Here is a 23,403-nt window from a genome sequence, read left to right on the forward strand (position 1 = left end):
GCCGGCATGAACGAATCACGCAGATGGGGCACGCTGGTCATCGCATGCCTGGCCATGCTGCTCCTCGCCATCGACCTCACCGTGCTCCACCTGGCCGTGCCCAAACTGGTCGAAGGGCTCGGCCCCTCGGCCACCCAGTTGTTGTGGATCGCCGACATCTACGGCTTCGTGCTCGCCGGGCTGCTGGTGACCATGGGCAACGTGGGCGACCGGATCGGGCGCAAACGGCTCCTGCTCATCGGCACCGCCGCGTTCGGCGCGGCCTCCGCGCTGACCGCCTACGCCTCCAGCCCCGAGATGCTCATCGTGTCCCGGGCACTGCTCGGCGTGGCGGGGGCCACCATCATGCCGTCGACGCTCTCCCTCATCCGCAACGTCTTCACCGACCCCACCCAGCGGACCACCGCCGTCGGCATCTGGAGCAGCGTCGCGGCGATCGGCTACGCCCTCGGACCGATCGTCGGCGGCTTCCTGCTCGATCACTTCTGGTGGGGCTCGGTGTTCCTCGTCAACCTGCCGGTCGTCGCCGTCATCCTCGCCGTGGGCGCGTTCGTGCTGCCGGAGTCGCGCAACCCCCGCCCCGGCCGTCTGGACGTGCCCAGCGTCCCGCTCTCGGTGATCGGCGTGCTCGGGTTGGTCTACGCCCTGAAGGAGGCCGCACAAGGCGGTCTCGCCCAGGCGCAGGTCGCCGCGTCGGCCGCCGTCGGCCTCGCCGCGCTGGTCGTGTTCGTCCGGCGCCAGACGAAGCTGGCCGAACCTCTCATCGACGTGCGGCTCTTCCGGCGCCGGGCGTTCTCCGCGTCGGTCACGGCCGAACTCATCGCGATGTTCACCATGCTGGCCATGTCGCTCGTCTTCGCCCAGTACTTCCAGCTGGTGGCGGGCTGGACTCCGCTCGTGGCGGGGCTCGCCGGCCTGCCGGGCGGCCTGGCCGGAGGAGTGGGAGGTGCGCTGGCCGGGCCCCTCGTGCGGTCGTGGGGCCGGGGACCCGTCGTGGCGACCGGGCTGATCCTCACGGCAGCCGGGTTCACCCTGTTCAGCGGGTTGGGCGTCGAGGTGAACTACCTCTACCTGCTCATCGCCATGATCATCCAGGGCGTCGGCATCGGGTTCACCTTCGCCGTCACTAACGACACCATCCTCGCGACGGCTCCGAAGGAGCGGGCCGGAGCGGCGGGCGCGATCTCGGAGACCGCCCACGAGATCGGGGGCGCTCTGGGCATCGCCGTGCTCGGCAGCGTGCTCAACGCCGTTTACCGGAACGGCCTCGCCCTGCCCGCCGGGCTGCCGGCGCCCGCCGCGGACCTGGCGCGCGACACCCTCGCGGGCGCCGCCGAGGCCGCGGCCGCCCTCCCGCAGGAACTCGCGTCGGCGCTGCTCGCCACGGCCAGGCAGGCGTTCGTGGAGGGAATCCACGTCACCGTGCTCACCGGCGCCGGCATCCTGGTCTGCCTCGCCGGGGTGACCCTTTACGCGCTCAGAGGCGTGCCCAAGGTGATCCCGGAGCACGCCGAGCCGTCCGAGCAGGCCGCGCCGGTCAGGTGACCTGCGACAACCACGCGGCGTGCGCGCCGCCGAACGGGCCGGCCCTCAGGCCCACCGCGTCCATCAGCCAGGCGGCCGACCGCTCCGCCTGGCCGATGACGTCGGCGGGGTAGCCGTACAACACCTGGTGCTCGGCGAACTCGTCCTCGTCGTCCAGATGGATACGGCCGTCGCGGAACAGGATCACGTCGAGGTCGAGATCGACCATCGTCACCTCACCGCCGCTCCACTGCGGCACGGTGCTGACGTCGCAGTAGACGGCCATCTTGTGCGGATCGCCATAGAAGACGGCGGTCCACCACGAGTCGCGGGGGAAGAGGACGACGTATCCGTGCTCCGCCGGCACCGCGGGGCCCTCGCCCTTGCGGGACTCGGTGCCGGGAGGGGCGCCGACCCACACGCCGTGCTCGTCCTCGCCGAGCAGCCGCCCCGGGTGATGCCAGTGCAACGCCCCGCCGTACTTGCGGTAGACGACCCGGACTGCTTCGGCATCCGCCGTGCTCACCTCGGCCATGGGCCGGACGCTATGTCAGCACCCATCTCCGCGCAACCGCCCATGCTGCGGCCCACACTGCGGCCCATGCGTGGGCGCGGCGTGCGGGGCCGCACCGAAGTGCGGCCCCGGGCGGCTACACCTCGACGATCACCGGGATGATCATCGGGCGACGGCGGTAGGTGTCGCTGACCCAGCGGCCCACCGTACGGCGGACCGTGCGGCGGATCTGCATGACGTCCGCAACCCCGGCCGCGGCGACCTCCTGAAGCGCGGCCTCGATCTGCGGGATGACCGCGTCGAACGCCTCCGGGTCGATGCCGGAGCCACGCGCGGTGATCTCCGGTCCGCCCGCCAGCTTCCCTGTCGTGGAGTCGACCACGATGACGATGGAGATGAACCCCTCGTCGCCGAGAATGCGCCTGTCCTTGAGCGCGACGTCGGTGATGTCGCCGACCGAGGTGCCGTCGACGAACACGTAGCCGCAGGGGACCGCCCCGACGATGGAGGCCGTGCCGTCGACGAGGTCGACGACCACGCCGTCTTCGGCGATGACGATGTTCTCCTCCGGAACCCCCGTGAGAGCGGCCAGCCGCGCGTGCGCCCGAAGGTGCCGCCATTCTCCGTGGACCGGCATGAAGTTGGACGGCTTGGTCAGGTTGAGCACGTACAGCAGCTCACCGGCGGCGGCGTGCCCGGAGACGTGCACGCGGGCGTTGCCCTTGTGGATGACCCGCGCGCCCCACCGGGTGAGACCGTTGATGACCTTGTTGACCGCCGTCTCGTTTCCCGGCACCAGCGACGAGGCCAGCAGCACCGTGTCACCCGCCGCGACGCGGATCGGGTGGTCGCGGTTGGCCATGCGGGACAGCGCCGCCATCGGCTCGCCCTGCGAACCGGTGCAGATCAGCACCACGTCCTCCGGCGGCCACTCCTCGATCTCGCGCGAGTCGACGAGCAACCCGGCAGGCACCTTCAGGTAGCCGAGGTCGCGGGCCACCCCCATGTTGCGGACCATCGACCTGCCGATGAGCGCGACCTTGCGGCCGTGGTGCTCGGCGGCGTCCATGATCTGCTGCACCCGGTGGATGTGCGAGGCGAAGCTGGCCACGATGATCCGCTTGTCGGCGGTGCGGAACACCTCGTCGATGACCGGCGCGATGTCCCGCTCGCTGGTGACGAAGCCGGGCACCTCCGCGTTGGTCGAGTCGGACATGAGCAGGTCGACGCCCTCGGCTCCGAGGCGGGCGAAGCCGCCGAGGTCCGTGAGCCGCCCGTCCATGGGCAACTGGTCCATCTTGAAGTCGCCGGTGTGGAGCACGATGCCGGCGGGCGTGCGGACCGCCACCGCCAGCGCGTCGGGGATCGAGTGGTTCACCGCGAAGAACTCGCACTCGAACGGCCCGAAACTGCGCCGCTCCCCCTCCACGACCTCGGCCTTCACCGGCTGGATGCGGTGCTCCGACAGCTTGCTCTCGATCAGCCCCAGCGTGAGCCGCGAGCCGACGAGCGGGATGTCGGCCCGCTCACGGAGCAGGTACGGCACCGCCCCGATGTGGTCCTCGTGGGCGTGGGTCAAGACGACGGCCTCGACGTCGTCGAGGCGGTCACGGATGTAGTCGAAGTCGGGCAGGATCAGGTCGATGCCCGGCTGGTCGGGCTCGGGGAAAAGCACCCCGCAGTCGACGACCAGAAGGCGGCCTTCATACTCGAAGACCGCCATGTTGCGGCCGATCTCCCCCAGGCCGCCCAGCGCGACGATGCGCAGACCATTCTCGACCAGCGGCGGAGGCGGGCCGAGTTCGGGATGAGGGTGGCTCATGCGAGCTCCCTCCCGCTCTCCTCGCGCCGGTCAGTGTGGTGTTCGGTGTTTCGCTCGCTCATTCGGCTCCATTTGATGAATCAGGGACTGTGTGACAACGTGCTGTTCCCCGTGACCGCCCCTCCCGGAGGGACCTGTCGCGGGGAACGTGCCAGAGCGTGGCTCCGGCGGAAGACGAAGGGGGCGCGGCGACGCGCCTGAGGCGGGGCTCGGCTCAGCTGTCGGCAAGCTTGAGACCCCCGGCGATGAGATCCTCCCGCAGCACCGCCATCTGCTCCTGGGTGGCGTCGACGAGCGGGGGCCGCACGTGGCCGCCGATCTGCCCGGTCAGCCGGAGCGCCGCCTTGACCATGATCGCGCCTTGCGCCCGGGTCATGACGCCCGTGACGACGGGCAGGAGTTGCCGGTGGACGGCCAGGGCCCCCGCGACGTCACCCGCGCGGTGACGGTCGAGCATCGAGGCGAGCTCGGCGCCCGCGACATGGCCGACGACGCTCACGAAGCCGGCCGCGCCGACCGACAGCCAGGGCAGGTTCAGCAGGTCGTCCCCGGAGTAGAAGACGAGGTCGGTGGAGGCCATGACGTGGGAGGCCGCGAACAGGTCGCCCTTGGCGTCCTTGACGGCGACGATGCGCGGGTGGCGCGCGAGCCGGATCAGGGTGGACGTCTCGATCGGCACGCCGCTGCGACCGGGGATGTCGTAGAGCATCACCGGCAGCCCGGTGGCGTCGGCCACCGCGGTGAAGTGCTGGAACAGGCCTTCCTGTGGCGGCTTGTTGTAGTAGGGGGTCACCACCAGCAGGCCATGCGCACCGGCGCGTTCCGCCGCCCTCGCGAGCTCCGCGGAGTGCCGGGTGTCGTTGGTGCCGACCCCGGCGACCACACACGCCCGGTCGCCGACGGCCTCCAGGACCGCGCGGAGGATGCGGTCCTTCTCCTCGTCGGAGGTGGTGGGCGACTCCCCGGTGGTGCCACTGATCACCAGGCCGTCGTTGCGCTGCTCGTCCACCAGGTAGGAGGCGAGCTTCTGGACGCCCTCATAGTCGACCGCGCCGTCGGAGGTGAACGGCGTGACCATCGCGGTGAGCATGCGGCCGAAGGGGGCGTCGGAGGTTCCAGTTGGCGATGCCATAGACCGAACGCTACCTGGATCCGGACAGGCCGTGGACCCCGCCACCCCGTTATACGCGAACCACCGCCATCCGCCGCGACACACGGGACGAAGCAGGGCGTTCAGTTCGGTGAGCGGCAATGAAAGAGACCGCCGATATGTGCTCGGGGGTACACACATCAGCGGCCTCTACCGGAGAATCGCCGCGTCTTACGCCCGCGTTACACGCTCCTGGTGAGAATTTTTCGGACGCGCCCGACGCGGCGTGACGCCATCACCGCGCCTGGCCAAGAATGAGCCTCCTCCATAGATCTTCCATGCGCACGGTGATGAGCCGCTCCGTCTCCCGGACGACGTATCCCTCCGCGTGGCGGACGGTCCTCCGGATGTAGAGCAGACCGCCGGAATGACACAGCTCGTAGACGGTCGCCTTGCAGTCGCAGGTGTGCTCCCGCACACGCGCGCGATCGCTGCGCCGTGTGGGATGGCGCCAGGCGATCCGGACGTGCTCGGGCTGCAAGGGGGCGACGTGGATCCCGTGGTAGGAGGGGATGTCGACGTCGGGAGCCGGGCGGGACGCCCGCGGCCGCGGGGCCCGAACGTCGTTGGCCGCCGGGGGAGGATTACGTGAAGGACCCGAAATTTGGGGACCTGACTGTGGAGCACCACATTGACCCATCTGGTGACCTTTCAGCAGGCAAAGTTGGAGCCACAGGCGATGGTCATTACTCAGGGTTGTCTGTCGAATACGCCAAGATTGGGAGCCCGCCCAGCCCCCGAGGGATGGATTGATGGCCAACTCTGATCCGGTTTACCTGCGCGTAGTCGAGGACCTTCGCCGTCAGATCGTCGATGGCACGCTTCCGCCAGGGGCTCCGATTCCCTCGCGACACCAGATCACCCGGAAGTACAGCGTCGGCGAGACAGCCGCCCGCCACGCTCTCCGGGTACTGGCCCAGGAAGGGCTGATCGTCGGCAGAGTCGGATCCGGACATCGGGTGCGTGAGAAACCGATCCTCACGCCCTCCTACCGGAGCCGCGTCCCCGAACCGCACAACCCGTTCGCCATGGACATGCAGGCGAGCGGGCGACAGCCCACATGGAGCTGGCGCAGCGAGCTCGCCGAGGCCCCGCCGGAGATCGCCCAGCGCCTCCAGCTCAGCCAGTGGAGCCCGGTGATCAGGGTCCGCTTCGTCTGCCGCGGCGACGGCCGCCCGATGCAGCTCGCCACCTCCTACGAACTTGTCGAGTTCGGCCAGAGCCAGGCGCCCGAGGAGGGCACCGGCGAACGCCGCAGCACGGTCGCCCGCATGGCGGCGAACGGCACGGCGATCACGGAGATCAGCGAGTCGGTGCACATCCGCGTTCCGCAGCCGTCCGAGAGCGACACGCTGGAGCTCCCTACCGGGGTCCAGGTGCTCCACGTCGAGCGCACGTACTGGGCCGGAGAGCGCCCGGTGGAGACGAGCGACATCGTGTTTCCCGGCGACAGGTTCCGCCTCGTCTACGGCATTCCCGTCCACCCCTGACTGTCGGTGGCCGCTGGTACAACCGTTCCGGATCCCCCATCCGGAGGTGCCGATGCGCGTCAAGGACATGCCCCCGGCCGACCAGCCCCGCGAGCGACTTCTGAGCTCGGGCGCGTCGGCCCTGGCCGATCGCGAGCTGCTCGCCCTGTTGCTCGGCTCGGGCAGCAGAGGTGTCAGCGCCGTCGAACTCGCGTCCCAGCTCATCGCCCATTGCGGCGACCTCGGGGAGCTCTCCCGTTCGGAAGCCCACCGGCTGCTCGCCGTACGCGGCGTCGGGCCGGCCAAGGCCGCACGGGTGGCGGCGGCCTTCCATCTGATGCGCCGGGCCCAGGCCGAGCCGGAACGGCGGCGCGTGTCGTGCTCCGGCGACATCGCGGCCGTGGCCGCGCCGCTCCTCCACGGGTGCCCCCGCGAGAGGGTCGTCGTCGTGATCTGCGACTCCCGTGGCTCGGTGATCAGGCGCTCGCTGGTCAGCGAAGGGGGAAGCGACCACGCGGCCGCGCCTGTTCGTGACATCGTCACCACCGTCCTCGTCTCGGGCGGAGCCGCCTTCGGCCTCGCGCACAACCATCCCGGCGGCTCGCTGGACGCGAGCGCCGCCGACCTGGACGCCACGGCCCGCCTCCACGAGGCCGCCGAGGCGGTCGGCCTTCGTTTCCTCGACCACGTGATCGTCACTGACAACGCCTGGCGGAGGGTCGCGCTCCCTCCCGCCGTCGCACGTCGGCAACCATACGTCTAGTTGTATGCTCACGTCTAGGCGAATAGTTCGGACTAAATAGACATAGCCAGACGAGGTGCCTCGTCATGGGTCGCCTATTTTTCGAGCGTGCTCGACCATGAAGGCGATACTCACCTGTATGTGCAGATTGCCGAGATCATCCGGCAGCAGATCCAGAGAGGCGACCTCGCGCCCGGCAATGCCGTCCCCAGCGAGGCCGCCATCCAGAGCGAGTACGGCGTGGCCAGGACCACGGCCAGGCGGGCGTTCCACATGCTCCGCGAAGAAGGCCTCATCTACACGGTCCAGGGCGAGGGCACGTTCGTCGGCCCGCCCAACCAGGCCGCCAGGGAGCCGCGCAGGACTCCCCTCTACCGGCAGATCGCCGACGACGTCATCGGGCGCATCCGCGACGGTGCGTTGCAGGAACGCCGCCCGATTCCGAGCGAGACCACGCTGGTCCAGCAGTACGACGTGGCCCGCGAGACAGTGCGCAGGGCCGTCGCCCTGCTGCGCGAGGAGGGCTGGATCTACACGGTCCCCCAGCGGGGCAGCTTCGTGTCCCCGCGGGACAAGCAGCCGGGCGCCTGAGCGGCGCGCTTCGGCCGGGGGCCAGGCCCGCTCGCGGGCTCAGAAGACCGGGATGATGTCCTCAGGGTCGACCACGTCGACCGCCACGCCGTCGATGTCGAGCTCGGGGATCGCGGGGAACTCGATTCCCCACCGCTCGACGATCGCCCGTACGCGTGCCATGGCGAGCCGCCAGTTCTCGGCCTGCTCGTCGTAGGACAGAACGCCGAGACCGGCCTGCCTGGCGTGATCCGTCAGCACCCGGTGATTGTGCAGGAAGTACGGCGGGAGCTCCCAGAAGCCCTCTGGAGGCTCCCAGAGGATCATCGACAGGAACACGAACCCCGCCCGGAGCTGGCGGGTGATGAGGCCGCGGACGTCGTCGGTGAGTCCGGGCCACTCGTTCTCCAGGATCGTCATGCAGATCTGCAGATGCCGCGACTCGTCACGCCCGATCTTGTGAAACATGTCGGAGAACAGCGGATGCCCGGTTGCGCCGGCCATGCCGCGAAACAGCGTCGACGCCGCCATCTCGCCCATCATGAAGCTGGTGAACAGTACGGCCAGCGAGTACTTCCCCACCGCGGCGGTGTAGCCCGTCCAGTAGCGGCCGCCGTTGTGGTACAGCCACCCGATGTTGTTGTGGGCCGCCCGCTCCAGGTCGGTGGAGGGCTCCCAGCCGAGCGGTCCGCCGGGCCACAGACGGGCGATCGTCCGCTGGCAGCACTCCTCGTGGTTCATCTCGTCGCGAGTGATGGAGAAGAAGCACTTGCGTACCGGGTCCTCCTCGTGCTTCTCGAACGCCTGGATCGTCGCCCGCGCGAAGACGGCGGGGCCCGACGCGTCGAAGTTGGCCAGCACGGAGAACCAGTACATGATTCCGAGCCTCTGCTCGGCGGTGAAACTCCCGGGATCGAGCAGGTCCCAGGGCAGATCGGCCGGGTTCCAGACCATGCGCTTGGACTTCTCGTAGATGTCCGCGAGCTTGCCGGTCTCCACCCGCCATTCCATCGGATAGATGTTCGGCTGCGGCACCTCGGGCGCGGGCCAGAAGCCGCCTTCGGGAATCGTGACGTCCGTCATGGTTCCACCGCCGATCAGGGTGCTATGACAGCCTCAGCCCTATCCTGTTCCCATCTGTCACATGATTCAAGCTTTCGCGGCCCTGCGGCTGCCCTGGGTCAGGGCGACGCACACCAGGACGGCGCCCGCGGCCGCCACGGTCGCCCCGCCGAACCGCTCCCCCATCAGCAGCCAGGCCCACACCAGCGTGAGCAGCGGCTGGGCCAGCTGGACCTGCCCGGCACGCGCGATGCCCCCGGCGGCCAGGCCGGCGTACCACGGGATGAAGCCGAGGAACATCGAGACCAGCCCCACGTAGGCGAACCCCGCCAGCGACACGGCATCGAGCTGCGGACCGGTCACCGCCGCCAGCACGACCGTCGCCGGCACCGTCACCGGAGCCGCCACGACCAGCGCGTACGAGATGACGAGCCGACCTGGGACCTCCCGGGCCAGCCTGCCGCCCTCGGTGTAGCCGACGGCCGCAGACGACAACGCGAGCACGAGCAGGAGGTCTGCTCCGGAGAGTTCGCCGCCGCCTTGCGTGAGGGTGAACGCGGTGATCGACGCGACTCCCCCCGCGCAGGCCACCCAGAAGAGCGGCCGCGGCCGCTCCCCCGCACGCAGCACGGCGAAGGCCGCCGTCGCCGCGGGAAGCAGCCCGATGACGACCGCCGAGTGGGCCGTGCTCGCCCCGCCGTACAGGGCGAGGGAGCTGAACAGGGGAAATCCGAGCACTACACCGAGGACGATCAGCACGTACGACCGGAGATGGGCCCGGGGCGGCAGGACTGGAGCCCTGGACACCTTGAGGCAGACGAGTGCCGCGAGCGCCGCGAGCGCGGCGCGCCCGACGGTGACCAGGTAGGGGTCGAAGCCGCGCAGCGCGTAGACCGTCGCGGGGAACGTCGCCGAGAACGAGAGCACTCCCAGCCCGGCCAGCGCGGTGCCCCGCCAGGCGCGTCGCCCCGGCGACTCCACCGGCGGGGAGACCGGTATCGGAGCGGGAACGATAGCGCTATTGTCGGTTTTCATGAATGACGATAGCAGTATCGTGCGCCTCGCCGCGATCCTCCGGAAAGAGGCGGAGATGTCGCGGCCGGGCGACCGGCTGCCGTCGAGCAGGGAGATCATGCGGCGTCACGGCGTCAGCCCGGTGACGGTCTCCCGGGCGATCGCGCAGCTCGCCGCAGAGGGACGCGTGGTGACCCGGCCGGGCAGCGGCGCGTTCGTCGCCTCCGTACGGCCGGCCGCCGCCGAGGCCGCCGACCTGTCGTGGCAGACGGTCGCGCTCGGAGACCGGGTCGTGGACGACTCCGCGGTCGTGAGCCTGCTCGCCCAGCCGGAAGACGGGGTCGTCCCGCTGACGGGCGGCTACCTCAATCCCGATCTGCGCCCGACGCGGGAGTTGGCGGCCGCGGCTGCCAGGGCCGTACGCCGTCCGGACAGCTGGGCGATGCCTCCGCTGAACGGCCTGGCCGGGCTGCGGAGGTGGTTCGCCGCCGAGGTGGGCGGGGCGCTGACACAGAGCGACGTGCTGGTGGTGAGCGGCGGGCAGGCGGCGTTGACGCACGCGTTCCGCGCGCTGGCGGCTCCCGGGGAGGTCGTGCTCGTGGAGACCCCCACCTATCCGGGCGCCCTGGCCGCCGCGAAGGCCGCCGGGCTGCGCGCCTCCGCCGTGCCGGTCGATCGTGACGGGACGCGGCCCGACCTGCTGGCCGAGGCCTTCGCGCGCACGGGCGCCCGGGTCTTCCTCTGCCAGCCGACGCTGCACAACCCGACCGGGGCGACCATGCCCCTCGACCGCAGACAGCAGGTGCTGGCGGTCGCGGCGGCGGCGGGCGCGTTCGTGATCGAGGACGACTACGCCAGGTTCCTCACCCGGGGACCGGTGCCGCCGTCGATGGTCTCCCTGGACCGCCACGGCACCGTCGTGCACATCCTGTCACTGAGCAAGATCACGGCACCCAGCCTGCGGGTGGCGGGCCTCATCGCGCGTGGCCCCGCCGCGCACCGCCTGCGGGCGAGCCAGCTGGTCGAGTCGTTCTTCGTCGCACGCCCGTTGCAGGAGACCGCTCTGGAGTTCGTCGGCTCACCCGCGTGGCGTCGGCACCTCGCCACTGTCACCCAGGAGATCGGCACCCGCCAGCAGGCATTGCTCGCGGGCCTCGCCCTGCATGCGCCGGAAGCGGAGGTCCACCTCGTGCCGCGCGGCGGGCTGCACGTGTGGGTACGGCTGCCGCAGGACGCCGACGAGGCGGGGGTCGTGGAGGCGGCCCGGCGCGAGGGCGTCCTGATCAGCCCGGGACGGATCTACTACCCGTCCGAGCCCCCCGGGCCCAGGATCCGGCTGACACACACCGCCGCCGTCACCTCGGCCGAGCTGGATGAGGGCGTCAGGCGCTTCGGCGCCGCCCTGCGGAACCGGACCGGCGCCGAGCCGTGACCGCGCCGAGCGGACGTCATCTCGTGCGCGGGTTCCTGGGGGCGCTCTCCCGGCGCCGTCGCACGCGGCGGTTCTTCTCCTGCATGGCCAGGTAGGCCAGGTAGCTGATGCGCATGACTCCTCCTGGAATGTCGACACCGGTAAGAGCTTTACGAAGGTGTTGATTATTCCGCCATGCGGGCTCCCATAGAGTTGACGAAGGAGGCGATCACCCACATGACCAGTCCGGCGGAGTTGCTGCGCGACTTCGTGAACACCTACGACGTCGAGGGAGACGCCGACGAGTTGTCCTCCCCCGCCGAGCTGTCCCTCTGGCTGCGCGAGCACGACCTGATCGGCGACGACGACCGTGCCATGGAAGGCGACCTCGCCGTCGCGATCCGCCTGCGCGAGGGGCTGCGCCACGTGCTGCGGCTCAACCACGACGGCATGCCGTACGACGCGCCCGAAGAGCTGGGCACGGCGCTGGCGGCCCTTCCGATGCGCGTCACGCTGTCGGGAGGATCGCCCGCCCTCGAACCGGCGGTCGGCGGCGCACCCGGCGGGCTCACCAGGATCGCGGCGCTCATCCCCGCCGCGCACGCCGACGGTTCCTGGCCGCGGCTCAAGGTCTGCGCCGAGAGCACCTGCCAGTGGGCGTTCATCGACACCTCGAAGAACCGCTCGCGCGCCTGGTGCTCGATGCGGGTGTGCGGGAATCGCAACAAAACACGGACATATCGGGCGAGACGGCGGGCGGAGAGCTCGTCAGGCCACGACGGCGAGTACGGTGATACGGGCAAAGAAGGGAGCTAGCCGGATGGGTGTCAGGACTGCTCGTCTCGAGGATGTCGAAGCGGTGACGAGCACCCAGATCCGGGCGTGGAAGTTCGTCTACCGCGATTTCATGCCCCTCGGCCCGCTGGAGCAGATGACGGGGCCCGCCGCCGAGAAGCTGTGGCGGCGCCAGTGGGACGAGGCGATCACCACGCCTCCCACTCCCCGGCATCGGGTGCTCGTCGCCGTGGAACAGGTCATCCCGGAATCCGAGTCGTCCCCGGCCGAGGAGGACGAACGGCCGGGACCGCCGGACTCCGACCGGGTCGTCGGGCTCGCCTCGCACGGCCCCGCCGAGGACCCGGACGTGAACCCGTCGACGACGGCGGAGCTGCTCACCCTGCTGGTCGACCCGAATCACACCAGGCGCGGCCACGGCAGCCGCCTGCTCAACGCGACCGTCGACCACCTGCGCGACGACGGTTTCAGCACGGTCGTGACGTGGGTATTCGCCGACAACCACGCGATGCTCGCCTTCCTGGAGTCTGCGGGCTGGGGCGAGGACGGAGCAGATCGTGTGCTCGACATGGGCCGCCCCATTCGCATGGTCCGCCTGAGGACCGAAATCGGCTGACCCTCACCCTCCCCCGCCACCCTCGCCGTGATCATGCAGATCTTCGCCCGCGCGCCTGTGACGTGCACATTCCCCATGCGTGATCATGCAGAAGTTCGCTCGCAAGGCCACCGACCTGCGAAAACTCGTTTCGCGATCATGCAGTTGTCACCCCGCGGTCCCCGCGAAAGCACCAGAAGCAGGAAAAGGTAAGAACGTGGCCACATCAGCCCAGTGGTTAGCCGGCGCTCGTCCCCGTACGCTTCCCGCCGCCGTCGTGCCCGTCGTCGTCGGCACCGGCGCGGCGATCTCCCAGGGAGGCGCGGTCTGGTGGAGGGCCGCGGTCGCACTGTTCGTGGCGCTGGCCCTGCAGGTCGGGGTGAACTACGCCAACGACTACAGCGACGGCGTGAAAGGCACCGACAAGGAACGCGTCGGCCCCATGAGGCTGGTCGGCTCAGGTGCGGCCGCGCCCAAGCAGGTGCTCGCCGCCGCCTTCCTCTGCTTCGCCGCCGCCGCGGTCGCCGGACTGGTCCTGGTCGTCGCGACCGGTGCTTGGTGGCTCATCCTGGTCGGGCTCGCCGCCATCCTGGCCGCGTGGTTCTACACGGGAGGGTCCCGCCCGTACGGCTACCGCGCCATGGGCGAGATCTCGGTCTTCGTCTTCTTCGGCCTGGTCGCCGTGGCGGGCACCACCTACGTGCAGGTGGACCGCCTGACCTGGTTGTCCCTCGCCGCCGCGATCCCCGTGGGCCTGCTGGCCTGCGCGCTGCTCGTGGTCAACAATCTGCGCGACATCGGGACCGACGGCGTCACCGGCAAGCGCACCCTCGCCGTGGTCCTCGGCGACAGGCGGACCCGGGTGCTCTACTCGGCCGCGCTGATCGTCCCGATCGTGATCGCGCTGGCCCTCGTGCCCGTACGGCCCTTCGCCGCGCTCACCGTGCTGGCGATCCCTCTGACGGTGGCTCCGGTCAAGGCGGTCATGTCGGGGGCGACCGGCCCCTCACTGATCGCCACGTTGCAGCAGACGGGTCGCCTGCAGCTCGTGTTCGGCCTGCTCTTCGCAATCGGCCTGGCACTTTGACGCCGGAGCGTCTACGGCGACCGTGAGGCCGGCGTACGGCTGTCGCCGCGAGAGCGACAGCCGTACGCGGGCGACGTCAGCCCGCGACCGCTCCCGCCGGGCCGCCCGACATCTCCTTGATCAGCGCGATCACCTCGTCGAACCGCGAGTCCATCCGGTCGAGGCGCCCGTCCATGGCATCGAACCGGCCGTCCATCCGATCCATGCGCCCGTCCATGGCGTCGAACCGCTGGTCGACCGCGTCGAACCGCTGATCCACGACGTCAAATCGCCGATCCACCGCGTCGAACCGCCGGTCCACCGCGTCGAACCGCCGGTCCACGGCGTCGAACCGCTGATCGACGGCGACGAAGCGGTCGTCCACCGTGTCGAGACGATCGTCGAGGGCCTCGAACCGGGACTCGACCGCGGTTCGGAACTCCGTCATGTCGTCGCGCAGCGCCTGGATCATGCGGGTGTTGGCGCCCTGCGCCTGCTGCACGTCCAGCCGTACCCGCTCGACCTTGTTGTCCACGGTTCCGACAAGGATCTTGATGGACTGCACGTCGAGCTCCAGCGCCGTGACGCGCTCCTCGAACGACATGTGCGTCATGGTGACCATGCCTCTCTCCTCGGGGGGTGATGGTTCCGCGGCCGCCGATCGACGGCCTGGTCCATACCTTCGCGGAAGATCAGGCCTCCTCGTGCCGTTCCGTGACGGCCCTGTGGAGAGGCTTCATCCTGTGGACAACTTTTATAGGTCGAGGAGGCGGTCAAGCCCCACCGTCAACCCGCTGAGGTCCTGAACTCGGCGTATACCGAGGAGCACTCCCGGCATAAAGGAGGATCTGCTCATAGTGTCATGCCTGATTGTCAGGATCTCCCCTTCGCCGCCGAGGATCACCTCCTGGTGGGCGATCAAGCCGGCCAGCCGTACGGCATGCACGTGGACACCGTCCACGGAGGCGCCGCGCGCACCCTCCAGCTGGGAGGTGGTCGCGTCGGGAGACGGTCCGATGCCCGCCTTGGCCCGCGCCTCAGCGACCAGCTCCGCCGTACGGCGGGCCGTGCCGGAAGGCGCGTCTGCCTTGTTGGGATGGTGCAGCTCGACGATCTCCACCGACTCGAAATACCGTGCCGCCTGCTGAGCGAAGTGCATCATGAGCACGGCGGCGATGCCGAAGTTGGGCGCGATCAGCGCGTTGGTCCCCGGGTTGGCGGCGAGCAGGCCGCGCACGGTGTCGAGCCGGGCGGCGTCGAAACCCGTGGTGCCGACCACCGTGTGGATGCCGTGGCCGACGCACCATTCGAGGTTGGACATCACCACATCCGGGTGCGTGAAGTCGACGACGACCTGTGCGTCCGTGAGCGCGTCGAGCGGGTCGTCCTTGTCGACCGCCCCGACCAGCTCCATATCCTCGGCCGCGTGCACGGCCTTGCAGACTTCCACACCGACGCGCCCGCGAGCGCCCAGAACACCGACCTTAATCACGCGCCCAAGGCTATATCCGGCCGGCGGGCCGACATGACGAAGCCGCGCGGGCGACGGGCGCACCGCGCGGCTTCGAAGCCGGGACTCAGGCGATCGCGAAGCTGAAGTCCTTGTCCCCGTACGGACCGATCACCGCGAGCGTCATCGGCCGGTTGAGGATGTCGCCGGCCACGGCGGCGAGGTCGTCGGGCGTGACCGCCTCGATCCGGGCCAGAACCTCGTCGACCGACATGAGCGTCTCGTAGACGAGCTCGCTCTTGCCGATGCGGGACATGCGTGAGCCGGTGTCCTCCAGCCCCAGCACGAGCCCGCCGCGCATCTGTCCCTTGCCTCGGGCGATCTCCTCGGGGGCGATGCCCTCGGCGACGACGCGCGCCACCTCGTCACGGCAGATCTTCAGGACGTCGTCGATCTTGGACGGCAGGCAGCCCACGTAGATGCCGAACTGGCCGGTGTCGGCGTACTGCGAGGTGTAGCTGTACGCGCTGTAGGCCAGGCCGCGCTTCTCCCGGATCTCCTGGAACAGCCGCGACGACATGCCGCCGCCGAGAGCCGCGTTCAGGACGCCGAGCGCGAAACGACGCTCGTCGGTTCGGGAGAAACCCGTCATCCCGAGCACCAGGTTGGCCTGCTCGGTGGGACGGTCGACCACGCGGACGCCCGAACGTTCCTCGACCCCGGGCCCGCCGAGCCGGGGAAGCGCCGGGCTCGCCGGGGCGCCGAGGGCGCCCGCACGCGCGTAGGCCGCGGCCACCAGCTCGACCACACGCTCGTGGCTGACATTGCCCGCCACGGACACCACGGTCTGCGGAGGCGTGTAGTAGCGCTGGTAGTACTCGACGATCCGGTCGCGGGTGAGCGCGTTGATCGAGTCCTCGTTGCCGAGGATCGGCCGGCCGATCGGGGTGTCACCGTACAGCTCGGCGGAGAACTGCTCGTGCACCACGTCGGACGGGTCGTCGTCGTGCATGGCGATCTCTTCCAGGATCACGCCGCGCTCGGACTCCACGTCGTCGGCGGTGATCAGGGACGAGGTCACCACGTCGGCGAGCACGTCGATGGCGACCGGGAGATCCTCGTCGAGCACCCGGGCGTAGTAGCAGGTGTACTCCTTGGCGGTGAAGGCGTTGATCTCACCGCCGATGCCCTCGATGGACGCCGAAATCTCCATGGCGTCCCGCGTGGGCGTGCCCTTGAAGAGCAAGTGCTCGAGGAAGTGGGTGGCCCCCGTGTGCTCGGGGGCCTCGTCACGCGAACCGATGCCGACCCACATGCCGACCGCGACGCTTCGCACGGTCGGCATGGTCTCGGTCACGATCCGGAGCCCTCCGGGAAGGACGGTGCGGCGAACGACGCCCGCACCGTCCTTGCCGGGGTGCAGAGTCGTGGTGCTCACGAGTTGCGTTCGTCCCGTCCGCTGCGGGTACGGCGACGCGGCCTCTCCGTGCGCTGCTGCGGCTCCTCCTCCTGCGGCGCCGCGGCGACCGCCGCGGGCTCGCTGTCGGCCTCGGCGCCGCCGGCGGCCTTCTCAGCCGCCTCCTTCTCCACGACCTCGACCGGCACCAGTGAGAGCTTGCCCCGCGAGTCGATCTCGGCGATCTCCACCTGGATCTTCTCGCCGACGCTCATGACGTCCTCGACGTTCTCGATCCGCTTGCCGCCGTGCAGCTTGCGGATCTGGGAAACGTGCAGCAGGCCGTCCTTGCCGGGCAGCAGCGACACGAACGCGCCGAAGGCGGCGATCTTGACGACCGTGCCCAGGTAGCGCTCGCCGACCTCCGGCATGTGCGGGTTCGCGATGCCGTTGATCAGCGACCGGGCCGCCTCGGCGGACGGGCCGTCGGTGGCGCCGATGTAGATCGTGCCGTCGTCCTCGATCGTGATCTCGGCGCCGGTGTCGTCCTGGATCTGGTTGATCATCTTGCCCTTGGGGCCGATGACCTCGCCGATCTTGTCGACCGGGACCTTGATCGTGATGATGCGCGGAGCCGTCGGGTTCATCTCCGCCGGAGAGTCGATGGCCTCCTGCATCACATCCAGGATCGCCAGGCGGGCGCCCCGCGCCTGCCTGAGGGCGGCGGCCAGCGCGCTGGCCGGAATGCCGTCGAGCTTGGTGTCGAGCTGCAGCGCCGTGATGACGTCCTTGGTGCCGGCGACCTTGAAGTCCATGTCGCCCATGGCGTCCTCGGCGCCGAGGATGTCGGTCAGCGTGACGTACTCGTCGCCCTCGCTGATCAGGCCCATGGCAATGCCGGCCACCATCTCCTTGAGCGGCACGCCGGCGTCGAGCAGCGCCATCGTCGAGGCGCAGACCGAGCCCATCGAGGTCGAACCGTTCGAGCCCAGCGCCTCCGACACCTGCCGGATCGCGTACGGGAACTCCTCACGCGACGGCAGAACCGGGATGAGCGCCCGCTCGGCCAGCGCGCCGTGCCCGATCTCGCGCCGCTTCGGAGAGCCGACGCGGCCGACCTCACCGGTGGAGTAGGGCGGGAAGTTGTAGTTGTGCATGTAGCGCTTGGTCCGCTCAGGGTTGAGCGTGTCGATCATCTGCTCCATGCGCAGCATGTTCAGCGTGGTGATGCCCAGGATCTGGGTCTCGCCCCGCTCGAAGAGCGCAGAGCCGTGCACCCGCGGCACCACGTGGACCTCGGCGTTGAGCTGCCGGATGTCCTTGGGGCCGCGGCCGTCGATGCGCACGCCCTCCTTGAGGACACGCTCGCGCATCAGCTTCTTGGTCAACGACCGGAACGCGGCGCCGACCTCCTTCTCCCGGCCCTCGAAGTCGGGGAGCAGCTTCTCGGCGGCCAATGCCTTGACCCGCTCGATCTCGATCTCGCGCTCCTGCTTGCCCGCGATGGTCAGCGCCGAGCCCAGCTCGGTGTTGACGGCCGCGGTGACCGCCTCCAGGGCGTCGTCCTGGTAGTCGAGGAAGATCGGGTACTCCGCGGTCTCCTTGGCGGCGACCCCGGCGAGCTTGGCCTGCGCGTCGCAGAGCACCTTGATGAACGGCTTGGCGGCCTCGAGGCCCTGGGCCACGGTCTCCTCGGTCGGCGCCACGGCGCCCTCGGCGACCAGCTTGAGCGTGTCACGGGTCGACTCGGCCTCGACCATCATGATCGCGACGTCGCCGTCCGGCAGGACACGGCCGGCGACGACCATGTCGAACGTGGCGTTCTCCAGCTCGGTGTGGGTCGGGAACGCCACCCACTGGCCCTCGATCAGGGCGACGCGCACGCCGCCGATCGGGCCGGAGAACGGCAGGCCCGCGAGCTGCGTGGACAGGCTGGCCGCGTTGATCGCGACCACGTCGTACAGGTGCTCCGGGTGCAGCGACATGACAGTCGCCACGACCTGGATCTCGTTGCGCAGGCCCTTGACGAACGACGGCCGCAGCGGCCGGTCGATCAGGCGGCAGGTGAGGATCGCGTCCTCCGACGGCCTGCCCTCCCGGCGGAAGAACGAGCCGGGGATCCGGCCCGCCGCGTACATCCGCTCCTCGACGTCGACGGTGAGCGGGAAGAAGTCCAAGTTCTCCTTGGGATGCTTGGACGCTGTGGTGGCGGACAGGACCATCGTCTCGTCATCGAGATAGACGACGGCGCTTCCCGCCGCCTGCCGCGCGAGGCGACCGGTCTCGAACCGGATCGTGCGCGTGCCGAAGGGGCCGTTGTCGATCACGGCCTCCGTGCTGTGGACACCCTCCACGGGGGACCTCCTTCTCGGGTCGGTCTCCCGCGTCCCTCTCTTGCCGGGCTCCCCGTTCAGGTGCAGTGCCGGTCTTCGATCGAAGCGCCCGGTCTCCTCTGTACGGCTCGTGCCGTACCGACCGGGGGCCACTACCGAGGACCGGCCCTCTCACGCCGCGGGATCGCGCGTGCTGCTTGCTTGCGGACGCGGGGACTTGTCTGTCGGGTCGAGGGCCGTGGGGCCCTGTCTCCCTGTCGGCTATTCAGTTTGCTCGGCGCCCGGGCCGCTCGGTCGGCGGCTCACCGGGGCTACCTCGTAACAAGCCATTGTTGCCTGTTACGAGAAAGGAGCGGCGGAGGATCGCCGCTCCTTTCCCCACGCTATCGGCGCAGGCCCAGCCGCTCGATCAGGGACCGGTAGCGGGTGATGTCCTTGGCCTGCAGGTACTTCAGCAGCCGGCGGCGGCGGCCCACCAGGAGGAGCAGTCCGCGGCGGCTGTGGTGGTCGTGCTTGTGGGTCTTGAGGTGCTCCGTGAGGTCGCTGATGCGCTTGCTCAGCAGCGCGATCTGGACCTCAGGGGACCCGGTGTCGCCCTCGCTGGTGCCGTATTCGGCGACGATGGCCTTGGTTGTGGCGGTGTCGAGCGACACTGCTTCTCCTTCGCGTGGGAAGGCACGCGGCGTGATTTCGAGCCCGCGAACGACCGTGCGTGCCTACAGTCGCCGTGACAGGCCAGCTCACAGATAATGAAACATCATCTGAACATGGCTGACATGCAAGGCTACCACCGCTGTTCAGCGCCCCGCACACTTCCGTTCGCGGAGGGTCCGCTGCGGCCTGATCGCCATGGCCCGATCACGCTCCGGAGACGGCGTCTCCCGCGGTGACCCGCCGCGCCTGGTCCACGTCGGCGTGCATCTGCTCAATCAACGCCTCGATCGAGTCGAACCGGAGGGTGTCGCGGAGTCTCGCGACGAAGTCGACCGCCACGTGCGCGCCGTACAGATCGAGATCGTCGCGGTCCAGCGCGTACGCCTCAACCGTGCGCTCGACCCCGTCGAAGGTCGGATTGGTCCCGATGGAGATCGCCGCGGGCCATCTCTGCCCCTCGTACGGCGAGGGCGCCTGGGTGCACTGGAGCCACCCGGCGTAGACCCCGTCGGCCGGGATCGCGGTGTGCTGCGGCGATTCGATGTTGGCGGTCGGGAATCCGAGCGCCCGGCCGCGCTGGTGGCCCCTGACCACCACGCCCTCCACGCGGTGCGGGCGGCCGAGCGAGGCCGTCGCGGCCTCGACGTCGCCCGATGCCAGCAGTTCGCGGATCAAGGTCGACGAGATGGCCTCCGCGTTACGCACCAGAGATACGCCTTCCGTCACGTAATCGTATTTTTCGCCCAGCGTCCGCAATGTTTCGATGTCGCCGGAGGCCTTGTGGCCGAAGCGGAAGTTCTCCCCCACCACCACCCCCGCCGCATGCAGCCGGTCGACCAGCGCCGTCTGCACGAACTCGTCCGGGGACATCCGGGAGAACTCCAGGGTGAACGGCAGCACGCACACGGCGTCCACCCCGAGCGCCGCCAGCAGCTCGGTGCGGCGGCGCGGCGTCGTGAGAAGCGGCGGATGGCTGCCCGGCCGTACGACCTCATCGGGATGAGGGTCGAAGGTCACGGCGACCGCGGGATGCCCGAGATCCCGGGCCAGCTCCACCGCCTGGGCCACCATCTTCTGATGACCGTGGTGCACACCGTCGAACACACCGATCGTGACGACGGACCTGCCCCAATCGTCGGGGACGTCCTCCAGCCCGTGCCAGCCCTGCACCTCGACCTCGATTCCTGTACGGCTCGCGTCAATCCGGCCGTAGACAAGCCTGCCATGCCGCCCGTGGTTTCCGGGAACCAGCCCCTGGACAGGGTCGGCCGCCTCAGGAGACGAAGACCGCGAGCGGCCTGGCCGCGCCGCCCCGTTCCTCGACCAGTGCCAGCAGCGTGCCGTCGGGCGCGAAGACCCCCACCGGCCCGGGGCCGAGGCCCGCGGACGCGAGGCGGCCTCCGTGAGCGACCAGGCGGGCCTCCTCCTCCGTCACGTCCCTGCGGGGGAAGGCGGCCGCCACGGCCTCGGCCATCGGCAGGATCACGCATTCCTTGGCCAGGTCGTCGAGAGTCCTGGCCGACTCCAGGGCGTACGGTCCGACCCGGGTGCGGCGCAGACGGGTCAGGTGGCCGCCCACCCCGAGGGAGCCGCCGAGATCACGTGCGAGCGCGCGGATGTAGGTGCCGCTGGAGCACGTGATCGTGGCGTCGACGTCCACGGCCTGCCCTTCCCTGCGCAGGCCGGTCACCTCGAAGGCGTAGATCGTGACCGGACGGGCGGCGAGCTCGACCTCCTCACCCGCCCTGGCCCGCTTGTAGGCCCGCTCGCCGTTCACCTTGATGGCGCTGACCTGCGGAGGCACCTGCATGATCTCGCCGGTGAGCGCCTCGATCCCCCGGCGCACGTCCTGCTCCCCGACGTGATCGGCCGGGGTGACGGCGGTGACCTCCCCCTCGGCGTCGTCGGTGTTGGTGGAGACGCCCAGACGCATCGTGGCCTCGTAGACCTTCTCCGTGAGCGCCAGATGCCCGAGAAGGCGCGTGGCCTTCTCCACACCGACGACCAGCACCCCGGTCGCCATGGGGTCGAGCGTGCCCGCGTGGCCCACCTTGCGGGTGCCGGCGATGCCGCGCATCTTGCCGACCACGTCGTGGGACGTCCAGCCCGCCGGCTTGTCCACGATGATCAGCCCGCTGGGCGGGACGGGCCGGCGAGGCCTAGCCGTACTCATGAGACGTCCAATGCATGGTCACGAAGGGAGAATACGCAGGTCATCGAGCACTTTCCGGAATTCGTGCATGATCACGAACTGCATTCGCGCAGCTCAACACCATCGTGCGCGAACTTCTGCATGATCACGACCCGGGTCGGGCCAGGTCGGAGCGGTCGCGCGCGAACTTCTGCATGATCACGGCGAGAGGAGGGAGCGAAGGGCGGTCATCGTCTCCTCGGGGGACACGTGGGAGGAGAATCCGGCGGCGCTCGGGTGCCCGCCGCCGCCGAGGGCGGTGCAGGCCCGGCCCACGTCGACGGCGCCCTTGGACCGCGTCGAGACGTTCCACACGCCGTCGTCGGCCTCCTTGAGCACGACGGCCACATCGGCCTCGTCGACCCGGCGCACGACGTCGATCACGCCCTCCACCTCGTCGTACGGCAGGCCGTGCGCGGCACGGTCGGCCCTGGTCACGAAGGTCCACACGATCCCGTGCCCCCCGGCCTGCCCGGGCTCGAGCACGACGCGGTCCAAAGCGGCGCCGAGGACGCGCAGATAGGCGAAGGGCGAGCGGTCCCACAACTCCCGGGCGATCTCATCCGTGCGGAGCCCTGAGGCGACCAGGCGGCCGGCCATGGCGTGCGCCGCAGGAGTGGTCCCCGAGTAGCGGAAGGATCCGGTGTCGGTCACCAGCCCCGTGTACAGGCAGGTGGCGACGTCCCCGTCGATCTCCAGCCCGAGGCGGTGGATGAGCTCCTCGACGAGCATCGTGGTCGCGGCGGCCGACGGGTCCACCAGGTTCACCGATCCGAAGCCCGGGTTGGACACGTGGTGATCGACGACGATCAGTTCGCCGGCCTTGCCCGCGTTGGGGACGAGCAGGCCCAGCCTGTCCATGGTCGACGCGTCAAAGGTGATCATCAGGGCCGGCTCGGCCGGGTACGCCTGCGGCTCCACCAGAAGCTCCTGGCCGGGCAGGAACCCGAGCAGTCGCGGGACGGTGAGATTCCTGTCGCCGAACGAGGCGACCACCTCTACCCCGGCCCGCCGCAGGGCGAGCCCGAAGCCCAGCATCGATCCGAGCGCGTCCCCGTCAGGCGACACGTGGCAGGCGAGCGCGACGGAGCCCGCGCCGCGGACCAGATCGGCGGCCCGCTGCCAGTCCGCCTCGGCGACGGCCGTGCCTGACGTGGTCACGTCGCGCGGTGCCCCGCCCGGTCGGAGACCTCGTTCTCGTTCTCGTCGTCGGCGTCGTCCGCCTCGTCGTTGAAGCGGTAGGGATCGGCGTCGCCGGCGAACTCGGCGCCATCGGCCTGTTTGGCGATCTCCTCGTCCCTGGCCTTCGCCGCGGCGAACAGGTCGTCGAGGTGCCGCGCGCTGTCGGGCAGGGGGTCGTGGACGAAGGTGAGCGTCGGGGTGTGCCGCAGACCGGTCTGGCGGCCCACCTCCGACCGGATGATCCCCTTGGCGCTCTCCAGCGCCGCGGCGGTTCCGGCCCGGTCGACCTCCGAACCGAAGACCGTGTAGTAGACCGTCGCAGCACCCAGGTCCGCGGTGATCCTGGCGTCTGTCACCGTGACGAATCCCAGCCGCGGATCCTTGATCCGCCGCTCGAGCATCTCGGCGACGACCTGCTGGATTCGGTCGGCCAGCTTACTGGCGCGCGCTGCGTCCATGCTCA

At 69.8% G+C, this 23,403-nt stretch carries 23 protein-coding genes; 8 read left to right on the forward strand and 15 right to left on the reverse strand.

Annotation, left to right across the window (positions count from 1 at the left end; genetic code table 11):
* Positions 1-6 precede the first annotated feature (6 nt).
* Positions 7-1,545: a DHA2 family efflux MFS transporter permease subunit gene (locus Pth03_RS17355; RefSeq protein ID WP_203945329.1), complete on the forward strand. Its 1,539-nt coding sequence runs from the start codon at positions 7-9 to the stop codon at positions 1,543-1,545.
* On the opposite strand, the gene Pth03_RS17360 is transcribed toward Pth03_RS17355, so the two are convergent.
* From Pth03_RS17360 to Pth03_RS17375, 4 genes are all read right to left on the reverse strand, one after another.
* On the reverse strand, positions 1,538-2,059 hold the full coding sequence (locus tag Pth03_RS17360; RefSeq protein ID WP_203945330.1) for a DUF402 domain-containing protein: 522 nt from the start codon (positions 2,057-2,059) through the stop codon (positions 1,538-1,540). The genes Pth03_RS17355 and Pth03_RS17360 overlap by 8 nt on opposite strands.
* A 115-nt stretch (positions 2,060-2,174) precedes the next feature.
* Complete coding sequence (locus Pth03_RS17365) at positions 2,175-3,860, reverse strand: ribonuclease J (protein WP_203945331.1); 1,686 nt, start codon at positions 3,858-3,860, stop codon at positions 2,175-2,177.
* 214 nt (positions 3,861-4,074) lie between these two features.
* Entirely contained in the window at positions 4,075-4,992 is a 918-nt protein-coding gene (dapA, locus tag Pth03_RS17370; protein WP_203945332.1) for a 4-hydroxy-tetrahydrodipicolinate synthase, read from the reverse strand.
* A 253-nt stretch (positions 4,993-5,245) separates the two neighbouring features.
* On the reverse strand, positions 5,246-5,491 hold the full coding sequence (locus Pth03_RS17375) for a hypothetical protein (protein WP_239119113.1): 246 nt from the start codon (positions 5,489-5,491) through the stop codon (positions 5,246-5,248).
* Positions 5,492-5,762: 271 nt separating this feature from the next.
* On the opposite strand from Pth03_RS17375, the gene Pth03_RS17380 reads away from it, so the two are divergent.
* The 3 genes from Pth03_RS17380 to Pth03_RS17390 all read left to right on the forward strand — a co-directional run bounded on the left by Pth03_RS17380 (position 5,763) and on the right by Pth03_RS17390 (position 7,812).
* A complete protein-coding gene (locus tag Pth03_RS17380; RefSeq protein ID WP_203945333.1) occupies positions 5,763-6,500 on the forward strand; it encodes a GntR family transcriptional regulator in 738 nt (245 codons plus the stop codon).
* 52 nt (positions 6,501-6,552) lie between these two features.
* Positions 6,553-7,242, forward strand: a complete 690-nt coding sequence (locus Pth03_RS17385) for a JAB domain-containing protein (protein WP_203945334.1) — start codon at positions 6,553-6,555, stop codon at positions 7,240-7,242.
* Between the two features lie 87 nt (positions 7,243-7,329).
* On the forward strand, positions 7,330-7,812 hold the full coding sequence (locus Pth03_RS17390; protein ID WP_203945335.1) for a GntR family transcriptional regulator: 483 nt from the start codon (positions 7,330-7,332) through the stop codon (positions 7,810-7,812).
* A 39-nt stretch (positions 7,813-7,851) separates the two neighbouring features.
* On the opposite strand, the gene Pth03_RS17395 is transcribed toward Pth03_RS17390, so the two are convergent.
* Together Pth03_RS17395 and Pth03_RS17400 are read right to left on the reverse strand one after the other, a co-directional pair.
* A complete protein-coding gene (locus tag Pth03_RS17395) occupies positions 7,852-8,874 on the reverse strand; it encodes a hypothetical protein (RefSeq protein WP_203945336.1) in 1,023 nt (340 codons plus the stop codon).
* 66 nt (positions 8,875-8,940) lie between these two features.
* Positions 8,941-9,888, reverse strand: coding sequence for a DMT family transporter (locus Pth03_RS17400; protein ID WP_203945337.1), 948 nt, complete (start codon positions 9,886-9,888; stop codon positions 8,941-8,943).
* Here Pth03_RS17400 and Pth03_RS17405 point away from each other — a divergent pair.
* From Pth03_RS17405 to Pth03_RS17420, 4 genes are all read left to right on the forward strand, one after another.
* Positions 9,887-11,299 carry an aminotransferase-like domain-containing protein gene (locus Pth03_RS17405; RefSeq protein ID WP_203945338.1) on the forward strand — a complete coding sequence of 471 codons (1,413 nt, stop codon included), beginning with the start codon at positions 9,887-9,889 and terminating at the stop codon, positions 11,297-11,299. The two genes, Pth03_RS17400 and Pth03_RS17405, sit on opposite strands and share 2 nt — an antisense overlap.
* A gap of 174 nt (positions 11,300-11,473) precedes the next feature.
* Positions 11,474-12,094, forward strand: coding sequence for a CGNR zinc finger domain-containing protein (locus tag Pth03_RS17410; RefSeq protein ID WP_239119114.1), 621 nt, complete (start codon positions 11,474-11,476; stop codon positions 12,092-12,094).
* Positions 12,095-12,098: 4 nt separating this feature from the next.
* Positions 12,099-12,689 carry a GNAT family N-acetyltransferase gene (locus Pth03_RS17415; RefSeq protein WP_203945339.1) on the forward strand — a complete coding sequence of 197 codons (591 nt, stop codon included), beginning with the start codon at positions 12,099-12,101 and terminating at the stop codon, positions 12,687-12,689.
* Between the two features lie 196 nt (positions 12,690-12,885).
* A complete protein-coding gene (locus tag Pth03_RS17420; RefSeq protein ID WP_203945340.1) occupies positions 12,886-13,755 on the forward strand; it encodes a 1,4-dihydroxy-2-naphthoate polyprenyltransferase in 870 nt (289 codons plus the stop codon).
* 76 nt (positions 13,756-13,831) lie between these two features.
* On the opposite strand, the gene Pth03_RS17425 is transcribed toward Pth03_RS17420, so the two are convergent.
* The 9 genes from Pth03_RS17425 to rbfA all read right to left on the reverse strand — a co-directional run bounded on the left by Pth03_RS17425 (position 13,832) and on the right by rbfA (position 23,398).
* Positions 13,832-14,356 (reverse strand): hypothetical protein, encoded by a 525-nt coding sequence (locus tag Pth03_RS17425; protein ID WP_203945341.1) that lies wholly within the window; start codon positions 14,354-14,356, stop codon positions 13,832-13,834.
* Positions 14,357-14,488: 132 nt separating this feature from the next.
* Complete coding sequence (gene dapB / locus Pth03_RS17430) at positions 14,489-15,226, reverse strand: 4-hydroxy-tetrahydrodipicolinate reductase (protein WP_203945342.1); 738 nt, start codon at positions 15,224-15,226, stop codon at positions 14,489-14,491.
* Positions 15,227-15,311: 85 nt separating this feature from the next.
* Positions 15,312-16,622, reverse strand: coding sequence for a M16 family metallopeptidase (locus Pth03_RS17435; protein WP_203945343.1), 1,311 nt, complete (start codon positions 16,620-16,622; stop codon positions 15,312-15,314).
* Positions 16,619-18,934: a polyribonucleotide nucleotidyltransferase gene (locus Pth03_RS17440; RefSeq protein ID WP_203945344.1), complete on the reverse strand. Its 2,316-nt coding sequence runs from the start codon at positions 18,932-18,934 to the stop codon at positions 16,619-16,621. The genes Pth03_RS17435 and Pth03_RS17440 overlap by 4 nt, the downstream gene beginning before the upstream one ends.
* A gap of 362 nt (positions 18,935-19,296) precedes the next feature.
* Positions 19,297-19,566: a 30S ribosomal protein S15 gene (rpsO, locus tag Pth03_RS17445; protein ID WP_203945345.1), complete on the reverse strand. Its 270-nt coding sequence runs from the start codon at positions 19,564-19,566 to the stop codon at positions 19,297-19,299.
* A gap of 205 nt (positions 19,567-19,771) precedes the next feature.
* On the reverse strand, positions 19,772-20,737 hold the full coding sequence (locus Pth03_RS17450) for a bifunctional riboflavin kinase/FAD synthetase (protein WP_203945346.1): 966 nt from the start codon (positions 20,735-20,737) through the stop codon (positions 19,772-19,774).
* A 103-nt stretch (positions 20,738-20,840) separates the two neighbouring features.
* Positions 20,841-21,740 carry a tRNA pseudouridine(55) synthase TruB gene (truB, locus tag Pth03_RS17455; protein WP_203945347.1) on the reverse strand — a complete coding sequence of 300 codons (900 nt, stop codon included), beginning with the start codon at positions 21,738-21,740 and terminating at the stop codon, positions 20,841-20,843.
* A gap of 177 nt (positions 21,741-21,917) precedes the next feature.
* Positions 21,918-22,919, reverse strand: coding sequence for a DHH family phosphoesterase (locus Pth03_RS17460; RefSeq protein WP_203945348.1), 1,002 nt, complete (start codon positions 22,917-22,919; stop codon positions 21,918-21,920).
* Positions 22,916-23,398: a 30S ribosome-binding factor RbfA gene (gene rbfA / locus Pth03_RS17465; protein ID WP_203945349.1), complete on the reverse strand. Its 483-nt coding sequence runs from the start codon at positions 23,396-23,398 to the stop codon at positions 22,916-22,918. The genes Pth03_RS17460 and rbfA overlap by 4 nt, the downstream gene beginning before the upstream one ends.
* Positions 23,399-23,403 lie beyond the last annotated feature (5 nt).

Origin of the sequence: Planotetraspora thailandica, from assembly GCF_016863335.1 — a bacterium.
Taxonomy (GTDB): Bacteria; Actinomycetota; Actinomycetes; order Streptosporangiales; family Streptosporangiaceae; genus Planotetraspora; species Planotetraspora thailandica.

Coding starts and splice junctions, on each gene's coding strand:
- Pth03_RS17405 (WP_203945338.1), top strand. CDS start 9,887: ATGAATGACGATAGCAGTATCGTGCGCCTCGCCGCGATCCTCCGGAAA.
- rbfA (WP_203945349.1), bottom strand. CDS start 23,398: ATGGACGCAGCGCGCGCCAGTAAGCTGGCCGACCGAATCCAGCAGGTC.
- truB (WP_203945347.1), bottom strand. CDS start 21,740: ATGAGTACGGCTAGGCCTCGCCGGCCCGTCCCGCCCAGCGGGCTGATC.
- Pth03_RS17415 (WP_203945339.1), top strand. CDS start 12,099: ATGGGTGTCAGGACTGCTCGTCTCGAGGATGTCGAAGCGGTGACGAGC.
- Pth03_RS17425 (WP_203945341.1), bottom strand. CDS start 14,356: ATGGTCACCATGACGCACATGTCGTTCGAGGAGCGCGTCACGGCGCTG.
- Pth03_RS17400 (WP_203945337.1), bottom strand. CDS start 9,888: ATGAAAACCGACAATAGCGCTATCGTTCCCGCTCCGATACCGGTCTCC.
- Pth03_RS17365 (WP_203945331.1), bottom strand. CDS start 3,860: ATGAGCCACCCTCATCCCGAACTCGGCCCGCCTCCGCCGCTGGTCGAG.
- dapA (WP_203945332.1), bottom strand. CDS start 4,992: ATGGCATCGCCAACTGGAACCTCCGACGCCCCCTTCGGCCGCATGCTC.
- Pth03_RS17360 (WP_203945330.1), bottom strand. CDS start 2,059: ATGGCCGAGGTGAGCACGGCGGATGCCGAAGCAGTCCGGGTCGTCTAC.
- Pth03_RS17355 (WP_203945329.1), top strand. CDS start 7: ATGAACGAATCACGCAGATGGGGCACGCTGGTCATCGCATGCCTGGCC.
- Pth03_RS17385 (WP_203945334.1), top strand. CDS start 6,553: ATGCGCGTCAAGGACATGCCCCCGGCCGACCAGCCCCGCGAGCGACTT.
- Pth03_RS17395 (WP_203945336.1), bottom strand. CDS start 8,874: ATGACGGACGTCACGATTCCCGAAGGCGGCTTCTGGCCCGCGCCCGAG.
- Pth03_RS17380 (WP_203945333.1), top strand. CDS start 5,763: ATGGCCAACTCTGATCCGGTTTACCTGCGCGTAGTCGAGGACCTTCGC.
- Pth03_RS17410 (WP_239119114.1), top strand. CDS start 11,474: ATGCGGGCTCCCATAGAGTTGACGAAGGAGGCGATCACCCACATGACC.